The 16,099-nt window shown below is 65.6% G+C and carries 9 protein-coding genes; 7 read left to right on the top strand and 2 right to left on the bottom strand.

Annotated elements, in window-relative coordinates:
- Positions 1–98 precede the first annotated feature (98 nt).
- The 5 genes from ACMGG8_RS01190 to ACMGG8_RS01210 all read left to right on the top strand — a co-directional run bounded on the left by ACMGG8_RS01190 (position 99) and on the right by ACMGG8_RS01210 (position 6,293).
- The gene (locus ACMGG8_RS01190) at positions 99–1,505 is read left to right on the top strand and encodes an NAD(P)/FAD-dependent oxidoreductase (RefSeq protein ID WP_233321648.1); all 1,407 of its coding nucleotides are present in this window, start codon (positions 99–101) and stop codon (positions 1,503–1,505) included.
- Positions 1,492–2,724, top strand: a complete 1,233-nt coding sequence (locus ACMGG8_RS01195) for an NAD(P)/FAD-dependent oxidoreductase (RefSeq protein WP_414159040.1) — start codon at positions 1,492–1,494, stop codon at positions 2,722–2,724. The genes ACMGG8_RS01190 and ACMGG8_RS01195 overlap by 14 nt, the downstream gene beginning before the upstream one ends.
- Positions 2,725–2,751: 27 nt before the next feature.
- Positions 2,752–4,176, top strand: a complete 1,425-nt coding sequence (locus ACMGG8_RS01200) for a glycerol kinase (protein ID WP_060837206.1) — start codon at positions 2,752–2,754, stop codon at positions 4,174–4,176.
- A 222-nt stretch (positions 4,177–4,398) separates the two neighbouring features.
- Complete coding sequence (locus ACMGG8_RS01205; protein WP_414159041.1) at positions 4,399–5,670, top strand: O-acetylhomoserine aminocarboxypropyltransferase/cysteine synthase family protein; 1,272 nt, start codon at positions 4,399–4,401, stop codon at positions 5,668–5,670.
- Between the two features lie 128 nt (positions 5,671–5,798).
- Entirely contained in the window at positions 5,799–6,293 is a 495-nt protein-coding gene (locus ACMGG8_RS01210) for a DUF2165 family protein (protein ID WP_414159042.1), read from the top strand.
- A gap of 506 nt (positions 6,294–6,799) precedes the next feature.
- On the opposite strand, the gene putP is transcribed toward ACMGG8_RS01210, so the two are convergent.
- Positions 6,800–8,284 (bottom strand): sodium/proline symporter PutP, encoded by a 1,485-nt coding sequence (gene putP, locus ACMGG8_RS01215; RefSeq protein WP_414159043.1) that lies wholly within the window; start codon positions 8,282–8,284, stop codon positions 6,800–6,802.
- Between the two features lie 466 nt (positions 8,285–8,750).
- Between putP and putA the strand changes: the two genes are divergently transcribed.
- Both putA and ACMGG8_RS01225 read left to right on the top strand, forming a co-directional pair.
- Positions 8,751–12,704 carry a trifunctional transcriptional regulator/proline dehydrogenase/L-glutamate gamma-semialdehyde dehydrogenase gene (putA, locus tag ACMGG8_RS01220; RefSeq protein WP_060842288.1) on the top strand — a complete coding sequence of 1,318 codons (3,954 nt, stop codon included), beginning with the start codon at positions 8,751–8,753 and terminating at the stop codon, positions 12,702–12,704.
- A 185-nt stretch (positions 12,705–12,889) separates the two neighbouring features.
- Positions 12,890–14,692 carry an acyl-CoA dehydrogenase gene (locus tag ACMGG8_RS01225; RefSeq protein WP_060837202.1) on the top strand — a complete coding sequence of 601 codons (1,803 nt, stop codon included), beginning with the start codon at positions 12,890–12,892 and terminating at the stop codon, positions 14,690–14,692.
- Between the two features lie 553 nt (positions 14,693–15,245).
- Here the strand turns inward: ACMGG8_RS01225 and ACMGG8_RS01230 are convergent.
- Positions 15,246–16,091 carry a methyl-accepting chemotaxis protein gene (locus ACMGG8_RS01230; protein WP_414159913.1) on the bottom strand — a complete coding sequence of 282 codons (846 nt, stop codon included), beginning with the start codon at positions 16,089–16,091 and terminating at the stop codon, positions 15,246–15,248.
- Positions 16,092–16,099: the final 8 nt, after the last annotated feature.

Here is a 16,099-nt window from a genome sequence, read left to right on the forward strand (position 1 = left end):
AATGACCGAATAGAAAATAAAAACAACAAATATGGCGCGCATTATGCTTTGATTCCTGCACAGATCCTTGGGTGTTACCGCAGGAAACAGGCATTTATATGACCGAACTTTATCCGAACAATGTGACTTTCGATGTGGCCGTCGTCGGTGGCGGGGTCGTCGGTTGCGCCATGGCCCGGCGCTTTGCCCTGGAAGGCGCACGGGTGGTGCTGCTGGAAAAGGGCAGCGACATTCTTTCCGGCGCCAGCAAGGCCAACAGCGCCATCCTGCACACCGGCTTCGATGCCCCCAGTGACAGCCTGGAATTGCAGTGCATGCAGGCCGGCTACCAGGAATACCTGGAAATTCACTCGGCGATGAACCTGCCGCTGCTCAAGTGCGGGGCACTGGTGGTGGCCTGGAACGCCGAGGACCAGGCCAAGCTGCCGGGGATCCTCGCCCAGGCCCAGGCCAATGGGGTCGACAATGCGCGCCTGTTGGAACGCAGCGAGATCCTCGCCCTTGAACCGCATCTGGCCAATCACGCCGTGGGCGCGGTGCTGGTGCCCGACGAACACCTGATCGACCCCTGGTCCGCGCCCCTGGGCTACCTGCAACAGGCCATGGCCCACGGTGCCCGGGTGCAGTTGCAGTGCGAGGTGCAGCAAGGCCAGTTCGACGGTGACGCCTGGACCCTACATACCAACCAGGGCACCTTGCGCAGCGCCCAGGTGATCAACTGCGCCGGGCTGTTCGGCGACACCCTGGAGCACAACCTGCTGGGCCACAGCGAATTTCGCATCATGCCACGCAAGGGCCAGTTCGTGGTCTTCGACAAGGCCGCGACCAAACTGCTGGAGCGCATCGTCCTGCCGGTGCCCAACGAACGCACCAAGGGCATCGTTCTGACCCGCACCGTCTACGGCAACCTGCTGGTGGGGCCCACCGCCGAAGAACAGGAAGACCGGGTGCATGCCGGGCTCGACGGCCCGACCCTGCAAAGCCTGATCGACGCCGCCGTGGAGCGGATTCCCGCCCTCGCGGGGATGCCGGTCACCGCCACCTACGCCGGGCTGCGCCCCGCCAGCGAAAAGAAGGAATACCGGATCCAGGCCGACCACTCCCGGCACTGGATCACCGTCGGCGGCATCCGCTCCACCGGGCTCACCGCCGCCCTGGGCATTGCCCGGCACGTCTATGGCCTGTACAGCCAGCGCCGCCAGCACCATCCGGTGCGGGAGCCGGTCTGGCCGCAGATGCCCAACCTCGCGGAGCACTTGCCCCGCGACTGGCAACGCCCCGGCTATGGCGAAATCGTCTGCCATTGCGAATTGGTGACCCGTCGCGAAATCGAGAGCGCCTTGCACAGCCCCCTGCCCCCTGGCGATCTGGGCGGGCTCAAGCGTCGCACCCGCGCCTGCATGGGACGCTGCCAGGGTTTCTATTGCTCGGCCCAGGTCGCCGAACTCAGTGCCAGCCAGCTGGCCGTCCCACTTGCCACAGGTCGTTGCCATGAACAGCACTGAACTTCTTCAGGCCGAAGCGGCCATTATCGGCAGCGGCCCGGCGGGCCTCGCGGCAGCCATTGAACTGCGGCGCCAGGGCATCGGCCCGGTGATTGTCATCGAGCGTGAAAGCGAGGCCGGCGGCATTCCCCGGCACTGCGCTCACCCGCCCTTCGGCATGGGTGAATACCAGCGTGTTCTCAGTGGCCCGGCCTACGCTCGGCGCAATGTCAAGGCCGCGTTGCAGGCCGGCGTGGTCGTGCTGCTGCGCCACACCGTGGTCAGCCTGGAACCCGGCGGCCTGTTGCGCCTGGCCAGCCCCGACGGGCCGCGGCAGATCCAGGCACAAAAGGTCCTGATCGCCACCGGCGCCCGGGAAACCCCACGCTCGGCACGCCTGCTGTCCGGCGACCGCCCGGTGGGCGTGATCAACACCGGAGCGTTGCAGAACTTCCTTTATATGCAGCACCTCAAGCCCTTTGAGCGGCCGCTGATCGTCGGCACCGAGCTGGTCAGCCTGTCCGCCGTGCTCAGTTGCCAGCGCGCCGGAATCCGCCCGGTGGCGGTGCTCGAAGCCAACACCCGGGCAACCGCACGCTGGCCGCTGTCGCTGTTTCCACGCTTGCTGGGCATCCCCATGCATTTCGGCGCGCAACTGCTGGCAATCAATGGCACCGGCCGGGTGGAATCGGCCCAGGTGCGCCTGGCCGACGGTCAGCTGCGCGAGATTGCCTGCGACGGCGTGCTGCTCACGGGCCAGTTCACCCCGGAATCGAGCCTGGTGCGCCAGAGCCACCTGCAACTGGACAGCGGTAGCGGCGGGCCGAAGATCGACCAGTACGGGCGCTGCTCGGACCCGGCCTACTTCGCCGCCGGCAACCTGCTGCGGCCGATCGAGACCGCCGGCTGGTCGTACCGTGAAGGGCGGCGCATCGGCAGCCTGATGGCCCTGGCCCTGTGCGGCCAACTACCCGCCCCGCATGACGCGCTGACCCTGAAATACGCAGAGCCGATCAAGCTCGGCGTACCGAGCAGGCTGGTGCGCGGCGAGCTTGCGGGCCTGCGACACATCCAACTGCGGGTCAGCCGGGCGGTCAGTGGCACCTTGCGGGTCCGCGCCCAGGGCCTGGACCTCTGGAGCCGCCCGGTCTCGGCACTGCCGGAACGGCGCCTGCTGATTCCCCTCAAGGAACTGCAACTGCCGGAACACCTCGACCAACTGGACATCTGCATCGACTAGGCCCGTCCCACAACAAGAGAAAAGACCATGCGAATAGCCGCACTTGACCAGGGCACCACCAGCACCCGCGTACTGGTCGTGGACATGCAAGGCCGTGCCGACATCCAACTGGCGCTGCGCCACCAGCAGCACCACCCGCGTCCGGGCTGGGTCGAGCACGACCCGCTGGAACTGCTGGCCAACCTGCAACGCTGCCTGGAAGCCACCGGCCGGGTCGACGCCATCGGCCTGGCCAACCAGGGCGAAAGCTGCCTGGCCTGGGACGCCATCAGTGGCGCACCGCTGTCCCCGGTGATCGTCTGGCAGGACAACCGCAGCGCCGCACGCATCGAAGAACTGCGGGCCAATGGCGCCGAAGCCCTGACCCTGGAACGCGCCGGGCTGCCCCTGGACGCCTATTTTTCCGCCAGCAAGCTGGCCTGGATCGTGGAAAACCTGCCAGAGGCGCAAGCAGCCCTGAGCGCCGGCCGCCTGCGCCTGGGCACCACCGATGCCTACTTCCTCGACCGCCTGGCCGGGGTCTATGCCACCGACATCACCACCGCCTCGCGCACCTCGCTGATGAACCTCGCCAGCGGCCAGTGGGACCCGGAACTCTGCGCACTGTTTGGCGTGCCCTTGCAGGCCCTGCCGCAAATCCGCGCCACGGTCGGCGACTTCGGGCGCATCGGCCAGACCCCCATCAGCGCTTCGGTGGTTGACCAGCAAGCCTCGCTCTACGGCCACGGCTGCCGCAAACCGGGAGATGCCAAGATCACCTTCGGCACCGGCGCCTTTGCCCTGACGGTCACGGGCGAGCAGATCATCCGCGCCCCGGAAAAAGGCCTGCTGGCCACCGTCGCCTGGCAGGCCGACGGCCAACCGGTGTATGCCATGGACGGTGGCGTCTATGACGCCAGCGCCGCGGTGGAGTGGGCCGGGCGGCTGGGGCTGTTCAGTGATTTTTCGGAGCTGGCTGCCTTTGACCAGCCTCCGGCGATCTCCCGTGAGCTGGCCTTCGTCCCGGCCTTGTCCGGGCTCGCCTGCCCGCACTGGGACCGCAGTGCCGGGGCGGTGTGGATCGGCATGAACGCCGCCACCAGCCGCCAGGACCTGTGCCAGGCGGTACTGGAAGGCGTGGCCCTGCGCAGCGCCGAAGTCATCACCGCGATGGACGATCACCTCAGCGTCACCGACCAGCTATCGATCGACGGCGGGCTGGCCCGCAGCCCGTACTTCGCCCAGTTTCTCGCCGACATCCTGCAGCGCACCATCGTCACCCAGCGCTTCGACGAACTCACCGCCCTGGGCTGCGCCGCCCTGGCTGCCCGCGGCCTGGGCCTGGAGCTGCCCGAGCTGGACAACACCCGCACCGACTACCACCCGCGCATCGACCGGGCCACGGCAGACGCCTGGCGCCGCACCTTCAGCGCCGCGGTCAAGCGCTCCCAAGGCTGGTCGCAACCACGCTGAAACGCTCCACTGGCCAAGGATGGCCGCCACTCTCGCGGAACGCCTGCGCTCCCCTTGCCGATCCGCCACGCCTATTGGACACTGACGCGCCCGCCCGCCACCGAGCGGCGGGCACATCAAGCGGTTGCTGGCGACTCAGACACACGGGACCACTGACTGCTGCGCGGGCACACGACCTGCCTGGCTGTGCTCATAAACGGATTGCTACTGAGTCGAGGATTTATGAAAGACGCAACGATTGCGCTGCACCATGGATTCAAGTCGGACCCGACCACCAAGGCCGTGGCCGTGCCCATCTACCAGAACGTCGCCTTCGAGTTCGACAACGCCCAGCACGGTGCCGACCTGTTCAACCTGGATGTGCCCGGCAACATCTATACCCGCATCATGAACCCCACCAACGATGTGCTGGAGCAGCGCATGGCCGCCCTGGAAGGCGGGATCGCCGGGCTGGCGGTGGCCGCCGGCAGCGCCGCGATCCACTACGCGATCCAGACCCTGACCCAGGCCGGCGACAACGTTGTTTCCACCCCGCAGCTGTATGGCGGCACCTACACCCTGTTCGCCCACCTGCTGCCCAGCTTCGGCGTCGAAGTGCGTTTCGCCCGGGACGATTCGCCAGAGGCCATCGCCGAGCTGATCGACGACAAGACCAAGCTGGTGTACTGCGAGAGCATCGGCAACCCGGCGGGCAACATCGTCGACATCGAGGGACTGGCCCAGGCCGCCCACGCCCGCAACGTGCCGCTGATGGTGGACAACACCGTGGCCACGCCGATCCTGTGCAAGCCGATCCAGTTCGGCGCCGACATCGTGGTGCACTCGGTGACCAAGTACGTCGGCGGCCATGGCAACTCCCTGGGCGGGGTGATCGTCGACAGCGGCAACTTCCCCTGGGCCGAGCATCCGCAGAAATTCGCCAGCCTCAATACCCCGGAGCCGGCCTACCACGGTGTGGTCTACACCGAAAAATTCGGCCCGGCGGCCTTTATCGCCCGGGCCCGCACCGTGCCGCTGCGCAACACCGGCGCGGCGCTGGCGCCGATGAACGCCTTCCTCCTGCTGCAAGGCATGGAAACCCTGGCCCTGCGCATGGAGCGCCACACCGACAACGCCATCAAGGTCGCGCAGTTCCTCAAGGATCACCCGCTGGTGGCCTGGGTCAGCTACGCCGGCCTGCCCGATCACCCGCACCATAAACTGGCGCGCAAGTACATGCAGGGCAAGCCGTCAGCGATCCTGTCCTTCGGTCTCAAGGGCGGCTACGCCGCGGGCGTGCGCTTCTACGACGCCCTGCAGATCTTCAAGCGCCTGGTGAACATCGGCGACGCTAAGTCCCTGGCCTGCCACCCGGCCTCCACCACCCACCGGCAGATGAACGAAGAAGAGCAGGCCAAGGCCGGGGTCAAGCCGGAGATGATCCGTCTCTCGGTGGGCATCGAAGCCATCGAAGACCTGCTCGAAGACCTCGATCAGGCGCTGCGCCAGGCCTGATCCCGCAAGGCCCGCCGCCTGAGGGTGGCGGGCCCGTGTCCCAAGCATTGAGCAACCCGCGTCGGCACCGGCGCGCCTTCCCCACCGACAGCCCCCAGGAACCTCTCTTACCCGCAAAGGACTCAACCATGATTGTGCGTTACGTAAAGATCACCATGACCCTGGCTGTCGCGGCCTTCGCGCTGCTGGTGGCCTACAACAACATCAGCGACTACGGCTCCAACTTTGCCTTTGTCCAGCATGTACTGAGCATGGACAGCGTCTTCCCCGACAACACCGCCACCGACCGCGCCGTGACCCTGCCGCGGCTGTGGAACCTCGGTTACTGGCTGATCATCGGCGGCGAAGCCCTGACCGGTGTGCTGCTGGTCGTCGGCGCGCTGCGCCTGTGGCTGGCACGGCACGGCGTGGCCAGCTACTTCAACCGCTCCAAGGGCTGGGCCATTGCCGGCTTCTGCCTGGGCTTCTGCGTCTGGTTCTTCGGCTTCATGGTGGTGGGCGGCGAGTGGTTCATGATGTGGCAATCCAAGGTCTGGAACGGCCAGGACGCCGCCTTCAAGTTCTACATGGCGATCCTTGGCGTGTTGATCTTCCTCAACCAGCCGGACGCAGAACTGCACTAACCCTGCCGCCGCCGAGCCTGCAAGGCCTTGCCTGGCGATCCCCTGTCGGAGCTCATCGGCCGTGAGAGCGCCGCGTCCCTTCGGGCCGTTCGCAGCCTGCGGCAGCGGCTACACCAATCTCGAATCGGCATTGGTTGTAGCCGCTGCCGAGCCATAGCGAGGCTGCGCAAAGGCCTGCAAGGCCTTGCCTGGCGATCCCCTGTCGGAGCTCATCGGCCGTGAGAGCGCCGCGTCCCTTCGGGCCGTTCGCAGCCTGCGGCAGCGGCTACACCAATCTCGGATCGGCATTGGTTGTAGCCGCTGCCGAGCCATGGCAAGGCCTTGCCTGGCGATTGCCAGACGAGCCTTGGCGTTCTTCAGAGCGCCGCCACCGCTGCGCCGGAATGCCGCCCATCAGGTTCGCAGCCTGCGGCAGCCGCTAGCCGAACCGCAAAAAAACGGCCCGCTGCGATAACGCAGCGGGCCGTTGTTCAGCGCCCTGCAGAATCAGGGCCAGGCCTTCGCACTCAGTGGTTGAGCTTGAAATCCTTCTCGGCCGCTTCGAAACGCTGAACCATGCCCGCGGTCGGCACGCCCATCTTGCTCACCAGCAGGATCGCCAGGCTGGCGAAGATGAAGCCCGGGATGATTTCGTACAGGCCCAGCAGAGCGAAGTGCTTCCACAGGATCACGGTGACGGCACCGACGATGATCCCGGCCAGCGCGCCGTCGCGGGTCATGCCTTTCCACATCACAGAGATCAGCACCACAGGACCGAAGGCGGCGCCGAAACCGGCCCAGGCATAGCTCACCAGGCCCAGTACGCGGTTTTCCGGGTTGGCCGCCATGGCGATGGCGATCAGCGCCACCACCAGCACCATGGCGCGACCGACCCATACCAGTTCCAGCTGCGAGGCGTGCTTGCGCAGGAAGGCCTTGTAGAAGTCTTCGGTCAGGGCACTGGAGCACACCAGCAACTGGCAGCTCAGGGTACTCATTACCGCCGCCAGGATGGCCGACAGCAGCACACCGGCAACCCACGGGTTGAACAGCAGCTTGGCCAGTTCGATGAACACCCGCTCAGGGTTTTCGCTCACAGGGCCGGCCACGTCCGGATGCGCCGAGAAGTAGGCGATGCCGAAGAAGCCCACGGCCACGGTGCCGCCCAGGCACAGGATCATCCAGGTCATGGAGATGCGACGAGCGTTGGCGATCGATTTCACCGAGTCCGCCGCCATGAAGCGCGCCAGGATGTGCGGCTGACCGAAGTAGCCCAGGCCCCAGCCCATCAGCGAGATCACGCCGATGAAGGTGGTGTTCTTGAGCATGTCGAAGTTGGTCGGGTCCTGAGCCTCGATGGCCAGGAAGGTGGTGTCGACGCCACCGGTGGCCAGCAGCACGATGATCGGGGTCAGCAGCAGGGCGAAGATCATCAGGGTGGCTTGTACGGTATCTGTCCAGCTCACTGCCAGGAAACCACCGACAAAGGTGTAGGCAATGGTCGCGGCCGCGCCGGCCCACAGGGCTGTCTCGTAAGGCATGCCGAAGGTGCTTTCGAACAGACGGGCGCCGGCAACGATGCCCGAGGCGCAATAGATGGTGAAGAACACCAGGATCACCACCGCAGAGATGATCCGCAGCAGGCCGCTCTTGTCTTCGAAACGGCTGGAGAAGTAGTCCGGCAGGGTCAGGGCATCGCCGTTGTGCTCGGTCTGTACCCGCAGGCGACCGGCCACGAACAGCCAGTTCAGGTAGGCGCCGACGATCAGGCCGATGGCGATCCAGCTTTCCGACAGTCCGGACATGTAGATGGCGCCCGGCAGGCCCATCAGCAACCAGCCACTCATGTCGGAAGCACCGGCGGAAAGCGCAGTCACCACGCTGCCCAGGCTACGGCCGCCCAGAATGTAGTCGGAAAGGTTGTTGGTGGAGCGATAGGCCATGAAGCCGATCAGCACCATTGCTGCGATGTAGATCACGAAGGTGATCAGGGTGGGATTGCTTGCACTCATTGAGTTACGCCCTGGCTTTGTTTTTATGGTGCGGCGGTCACTGCCCGCCGACGCCAAACGATGGTATTTGGCAGACGGTCAGGCGAGCCGCGCATTTATGACTGATGTTTCCCCAGGAAAGCCATCAGCCGATGAACCACCCCAAAAAGGGGTCGGTTGCACCTTGGGCGCGAATCCTATGCAACAAAATGAACAAGGTGCAACCAATTTGCGGCGATTAAGTTGCACCTTGTCGAATAATCGGCTGCCAACGACGCTTTTGCTCCCTTTTGGAGCAAGAAACCGGTTTTTCAGAAGTAAATGCACCATCAGGAGGCAAGCCGGATCAGGCAGGAATTTTATTCCTGACAAGCTGCGGTTTTTTCCGTCCGAAAATGGGTTGCACCCGGTTGCACCTATTTCAGCGCGCGGATAATCTTGCCGCCAGCTGATGCCACACGTGCGTGGCAAACATGAGGATAAAAATATGGCTACCACCACCCTCGGGGTCAAACTCGACGACCCAACCCGCGAGCGCCTCAAGGCCGCCGCGGCCTCGATCGATCGTACGCCGCACTGGCTGATCAAGCAGGCGATTTTCAATTACCTGGAAAAACTCGAGGGTGGTGCAACCCTGTCCGAGCTGAGCAGTGTCACCGCCAAAGACGGCGATGACGCCGGCGAAGTGCAGACCGATCACGCTCACCAATGCTTCCTGGAGTTCGCCGAGAGCATCCTCCCGCAATCGGTGCTGCGCGCGTCGATCACCGCCGCCTACCGTCGTCCGGAGCCGGAAGTGGTGCCGATGCTGCTGGAGCAGGCGCGCCTGCCGGCCGCCACCGCCGAAGCCGCGAACAAGCTGGCGGCCTCGATCGCCGAGAAACTGCGCAACCAGAAGAGCGCCGGCGGCCGTGCCGGTATCGTCCAGGGTCTGCTGCAGGAATTCTCCCTGTCGTCCCAGGAAGGCGTGGCGCTGATGTGCCTGGCCGAAGCCCTGCTGCGCATTCCCGACAAGGGCACCCGTGACGCGCTGATCCGCGACAAGATCAGCACCGGCAACTGGCAGCCGCACCTGGGCAACAGCCCGTCGTTGTTCGTCAACGCTGCCACTTGGGGCCTGTTGCTCACCGGCAAGCTGGTGTCGACCCACAACGAGGCCGGCCTGACCTCTTCCCTGAGCCGCATCATCGGCAAGAGCGGCGAGCCGATGATCCGCAAGGGCGTGGACATGGCCATGCGCCTGATGGGCGAGCAGTTCGTCACCGGCGAAACCATCGCCGAAGCCCTGGCCAACGCCAGCAAGTTCGAAGCCAAGGGCTTCCGCTATTCCTACGACATGCTCGGCGAAGCGGCACTGACCGAGCACGACGCGCAGAAATACCTCGCCTCCTACGAGCAGGCCATCCATTCCATTGGCAAGGCCTCCCACGGCCGCGGCATCTATGAAGGCCCGGGCATCTCGATCAAGCTCTCGGCCCTGCACCCGCGCTACAGCCGCGCCCAGTACGAGCGCGTGATGGAAGAGCTGTACCCGCGCCTGCTGTCCCTGACCCTGCTGGCCAAGCAGTACGACATCGGCCTGAACATCGACGCCGAGGAAGCCGACCGCCTGGAGCTGTCCCTGGACCTGCTGGAACGCCTGTGCTTCGAGCCGCAACTGACCGGCTGGAACGGTATCGGCTTCGTGATCCAGGCCTACCAGAAGCGCTGCCCGTACGTGATCGACTACGTGATCGATCTGGCCCGTCGCAGCCGTCACCGCCTGATGATCCGCCTGGTGAAAGGCGCCTACTGGGACAGCGAGATCAAGCGCGCCCAGGTTGAAGGCCTGGAAGGCTATCCGGTCTATACCCGCAAGGTGTACACCGACGTTTCCTACATCGCCTGCGCACGCAAACTGCTGTCGGTGCCGGAAGTCATCTACCCGCAGTTCGCCACCCACAACGCCCACACCCTGTCGGCGATCTACCACATTGCCGGTCAGAACTATTACCCCGGCCAGTACGAGTTCCAGTGCCTGCACGGCATGGGCGAACCGCTGTACGAGCAAGTGGTGGGCAAGGTCGCCGATGGCAAGCTGAACCGTCCGTGCCGCGTGTACGCACCGGTCGGCACCCACGAAACCCTGCTGGCCTACCTGGTTCGCCGGTTGCTGGAAAACGGCGCCAACACCTCGTTCGTCAACCGTATTGCCGACCAGTCGATCTCGATCCAGGAACTGGTGGCCGACCCGGTGAGCCAGATCGAGCAGATGGCCACCCTGGAAGGCGGCTTCGGCCTGCCGCACCCGCGCATTCCGCTGCCGCGTGACCTGTATGGCGCCGAACGCGCCAACTCCGCCGGCATCGACATGGCCAACGAACACCGCCTGGCGTCGCTGTCCTGCGCACTGCTGGCCACCGCTCACAACAACTGGAAGGCCGCGCCGATGCTCGGTTGCGCCGCCAGCAACGAAACCCCGGCGCCGGTCCTCAACCCGTCGGACCACCGCGATGTGGTGGGCCACGTCCAGGAAGCCACGGTCGAAGACGTCGACAACGCCATCCAGTGCGCCCTCAACGCCGCGCCGATCTGGCAGGCCACGCCGCCGGCCGAACGCGCCGCAATCCTGGAACGCGCCGCCGACCTGATGGAAGGCGAGATCCAGCCACTGATGGGCCTGCTGGCCCGCGAAGCCGGCAAGACCTTCGCCAACGCCATCGCCGAAGTGCGTGAAGCCGTGGACTTCCTGCGTTACTACGCGGTGCAGGCTCGCAATGACTTCAGCAACGACGCCCATCGTCCGCTGGGTCCGGTGGTGTGCATCAGCCCGTGGAACTTCCCGCTGGCGATCTTCAGTGGCCAGGTTGCCGCCGCCCTCGCCGCCGGCAACCCGGTACTGGCCAAGCCGGCCGAACAGACCCCGCTGGTGGCGGCCCAGGCCGTGCGCCTGCTGCTCGAAGCCGGGATTCCCGAAGGCGTGCTGCAACTGCTGCCGGGCCAGGGCGAAAGCGTCGGTGCCCGCCTGGTTGGTGACGAGCGCGTCAAGGGCGTGATGTTCACCGGTTCCACCGAAGTCGCGCGCCTGCTGCAACGCAACATCGCCGGGCGCCTGGACAACCAGGGCCGCCCGATCCCGCTGATCGCCGAAACCGGCGGCCAGAACGCGATGATCGTCGACTCCTCGGCCCTGACCGAACAAGTGGTCATCGACGTGGTGTCCTCGGCCTTCGACAGCGCCGGCCAGCGTTGCTCGGCCCTGCGCGTGCTGTGCCTGCAGGAAGATTCCGCCGACCGCGTGATCGAAATGCTCAAGGGCGCCATGGCCGAAAGCCGCCTGGGCAACCCGGAGCGCCTGTCGGTGGACATCGGCCCGGTGATCGACGCCGAAGCCAAGGCCGGCATCGAGAAGCACATCCAGGCCATGCGCGACAAAGGTCGCAGCGTGTACCAGATGGCCATTGCCGACAGCGAAGAATGCAAGCGCGGCACCTTTGTCATGCCGACCCTGATCGAGCTGGAAAGCTTCGATGAGCTGCAACGCGAGATCTTCGGCCCAGTGCTGCACGTGGTGCGCTACAAGCGCAAGGACATCGACCAGCTGATCGCCCAGATCAACGCCTCCGGTTATGGCCTGACCCTGGGTGTGCACACCCGGATCGACGAAACCATCGCCAAGGTGGTGGACAACGTCCACGCCGGTAACGTCTACGTCAACCGCAACATCGTTGGTGCCGTGGTCGGCGTGCAGCCGTTCGGCGGCGAAGGCCTGTCGGGCACCGGCCCGAAAGCCGGCGGCCCGCTGTACCTGTACCGCCTGCTGTCGACCCGTCCGGTGGACGCCATCGAGCAATCCTTCGCCCGCGCCGATGCCGCCAACGCTCCGGACCTGCGCCTGCGCGAAGTCCTCGGCAAGCCGCTCAATGCCCTGCAAGCCTGGGCCGAGAGCAACAAGCTGGCGGAACTGGCGACCCTGTGCAAACAGTTCGCCGGCCAATCGCAAAGCGGCATCACCCGGCAACTGACCGGCCCGACCGGCGAACGCAACAGCTACGCCATCCTGCCTCGCGAGCACGTGCTGTGCCTGGCGGACATCGAAGGCGATCTGCTGACCCAACTGGCGGCCGTGCTGGCAGTCGGCGGTTCGGCGGTGTGGCCGGAAAGCGAGCTCAGCAAGGCACTGTTCGCCCGCTTGCCGAAGGACGTGCAGGCACGCATCCAGCGTGTGGCCGACTGGACCAAGGACGAGGTGGTGTTCGACGCCGTCCTGCACCACGGCGACTCTGACCAACTGCGCGGCGTTTGCCAGCAAGTGGCCCAGCGTGCCGGCGCCATCGTCGGCGTCCAGGGCCTGTCCCAGGGCGAGACGGCGATTGCCCTGGAACGCCTGGTGATCGAGCGCGCCCTGAGCGTCAACACCGCGGCGGCCGGCGGCAACGCCAGCCTGATGACCATCGGTTAAGAGCAGCGACAAGCTGCAAGCTACAAGCGGCAAGTAAGGGTGCAACGCCTTTGCCTGCAGCTTGTAGCTTGTAGCTTGTAGCTTGTAGCTGCTTCTGCCCCTCCATCACCTTTATCAATCTTTCTATTCAGCCTTTATTCACGCGCCTAGACTCGGTCCATTCCCTAGCCAACAGGTATGCCGCCATGTCCGAGACGCTGCTCAGTTCCCGCAATCTGGCTTTCGAACTGTATGAGGTGCTCGACGCCGAGGGCCTGACCCAGCGCGAGCGGTTTGCCGAGCACAATCGCGAAACCTTCGATGCCGCCCTGGGCACCGCGCGCAACATCGCCGAGAAGTACTTCGCCCCGCACAACCGCAAGGGCGATGAACACGAGCCGCGCTACGAAGACGGCCAGGCGGTGCTGATTCCTGAAGTGAAACCGGCGGTGGACGCCTTCCTCGAAGCCGGCTTCCTCAACGCCGCGCGCAGTTTCGACGCGGGCGGCATGCAGTTGCCGACCCTGTTGTCCCAGGCCTGTTTCGCCCATTTCCAGGCGGCCAACGCGGCCACCACGTCTTACCCGTTCCTGACCATGGGCGCGGCCAACCTGATCGAAAGCTTTGGCACCGACGAGCAGAAACAACGCTTCCTGCAACCGATGATCGACGGCCGCTTCTTCGGCACCATGGCCCTGACCGAGCCCCATGCCGGCTCCTCGCTGGCCGATATCCGCACCCGCGCCGAACCGGCAGGCGATGGCAGCTACCGGCTCAAGGGCAACAAGATCTTCATCTCCGGCGGTGACCACCCGCTGTCGGAGAACATCGTGCACATGGTCCTGGCCAAGCTGCCGGACGCGCCGCCCGGGGTGAAGGGCATTTCGCTGTTTATCGTGCCCAAGTTCCTGGTCAACGACGACGGCAGCCTGGGGCCGCGCAACGATGTGCTGCTGGCCGGGCTGTTCCACAAGATGGGCTGGCGCGGCACCACCTCCACCGCGCTGAACTTCGGCGATAACGGCCACTGCGTCGGCTATCTGGTGGGCCAGCCGCACCAGGGCCTGAGCTACATGTTCCAGATGATGAACGAGGCGCGGATCGGCGTCGGCATGGGCGCGGTGATGCTGGGTTATGCCGGCTACCTGTATTCCCTGGAATACGCCCGCGAACGCCCGCAAGGTCGCCTGCCGGACAGCAAGGACCCCACCACCGCACCGGTTTCGATCATCCAGCACGCCGATGTGCGACGCATGCTGCTGACCCAGAAAGCCTACGTCGAAGGCGCCTTCGACCTGGGGCTGTATGCGGCGCGGCTGTTCGATGACACCACCACCCTGGCCGACGACGGCGAACGCCAGCAGGCCCACGAACTGCTGGACCTGCTGACCCCGATCGTCAAATCCTGGCCGTCGGAGTTCTGCCTCAAGGCCAACGAGCTGGCGATCCAGATCCTCGGCGGCCACGGCTATACCCGGGAATACCCGGTGGAGCAGTACTACCGCGACAACCGCCTGAACCCGATCCATGAAGGCACCCACGGCATCCAGTCCCTCGACCTGCTGGGCCGCAAGCTGGCGCAGAACGGCGGCGCCGGGCTCAAGCGCCTGATCCGCCTGATCGCCGAGACCGGCGAGCGGGCCCGCGCCCATCCGTCGCTGGATGCCCTGCGCCAGCCTCTGGAGCAACTGGTGTCGCGCCTGCAGGGCGTGACCCTGGGTCTGCTGGGGGATCTGGCCACTGGCAAGGTCACGGCGACCCTGGCCAACTCGGCGCTGTATCTGAAGGCCTTCGGTCACGCGGTGATCGGCTGGCGCTGGCTGGAACAGGCCATCAGGGCCGAGGAAGGACTGGCCCGGGAAGTGGCGGCGGATCGGGATTTCTATCGGGGCAAGCTGCAGGCCGCGCGCTACTTCCTGACCTGGGAAGTGCCGGCCTGCCAGCATGAGCTGACCCTGCTGGAAGCACGGGACGCCACCTGCCTGGAGATGCAGGACGCCTGGTTCTGAGGCCCAGGCGACCTGACACACCGCGGCGCGCGGTTCGCTGGCAAGCCAGCTCCTACCAGAACCTTCACTCCACACCCGTAGGAGCCGGCTTGCCGGCGAAAGCGTCCGGCCTGGCACTACGCGGCGCGCAGTTCGCTGGCAAGCCAGCTCCTACCAGAACCTTCACTCCACACCCGTAGGAGCCGGCTTGCCGGCGAAAGCGTCCGGCCTGGCACTACGCGGCGCGCAGTTCGCTGGCAAGCCAACTCCTACCAGAACTTTCACTCCACACCTGTAGGAGCCGGCTTGCCGGCGAAAGCGTCCGGCCTGGCATTGCGCGGCGCGCAGTTCGCTGGCAAGCCAGCTCCTACCAGAACTTTCACTCAACACCCGTAGGAGCCGGCTTGCCGGCGAAAGCGTCCGGCCTGGCATTGCGCGGCGCGCGGTTCGCTGGCAAGCCAGCTCCTACCAGAACTTTCACTCCACACCTGTAGGAGCCGGCTTGCCGGCGAAAGCGTCCGGCCTGGCACTACGCGGCGCGCGGTTCGCTGGCAAGCCAGCTCCTACAGGCTGGTCAGTGCAGCTTGAAACCACCCACCTGGCGCACCAGATCCTCGGCCAGGCGCTGCAGGGTCCGGCAGTCTTCACGGCAGCCATGCACTTCGGCCGCCGTGGCCCGGGCCAGATCGGAAATTCCCTGCACCGTGCGGTTGATCTCTTCGGTCACCGTCGACTGCTGCTCCGTGGCCGTGGCCACCTGCTGATTCATGTCGCTGATGCGCTCCACCTGCCCGGTGATCGCGGTCAGCGAGGCGCCGGTGCGCTGGCTGGATTCAACGCCGGTGCCGGTCGCCGTCTGCCCGGCATGCATCGAGGACACCGCGTTCTCCGCGCCTTGCTTGAGGCCCTGGATCATTTGCTGGATTTCATCGGTGGAGGTCTGGGTGCGCTGGGCCAGGGTGCGCACTTCATCGGCGACCACGGCAAAGCCACGGCCCATCTCGCCGGCCCGGGCCGCTTCGATGGCGGCGTTGAGGGCCAGCAGGTTGGTCTGTTCGGAAACCCCGCGAATCACCGCCAGTACCTGGTCGATGGAGGCCACCTGTTCCGCCAGCTCGCTCACGGCGCCGGCGGCCAGGGCAATGTCCCCGGACATGCTTTCGATATGCCGGATCGAGCCGCCCACCACTTCCCGGGCCTGCAAGGCTTCGTCCCGGGCCGCCTGGGAAGCGTCCGCCGCTTGCCCCGCATTGCGCGCAATGTCCTGGACCGTCAGGCCCATCTGGTGCACCGCGGTGGCCACCGTGTCGGTCATTTCCTGTTGCTGTCCGGAGCGCTCGGCGGTGTTCTCCACCACCGCCGCCACCTGGCTCACCGAGGAACGCAGGCGTTCGGTGGTGGCCAGCACCTCGCCGATCATGCCGCGCT

Source organism: Pseudomonas sp. BNK-45 (assembly GCF_047456255.1).
Classification (GTDB): domain Bacteria; phylum Pseudomonadota; class Gammaproteobacteria; order Pseudomonadales; family Pseudomonadaceae; genus Aquipseudomonas.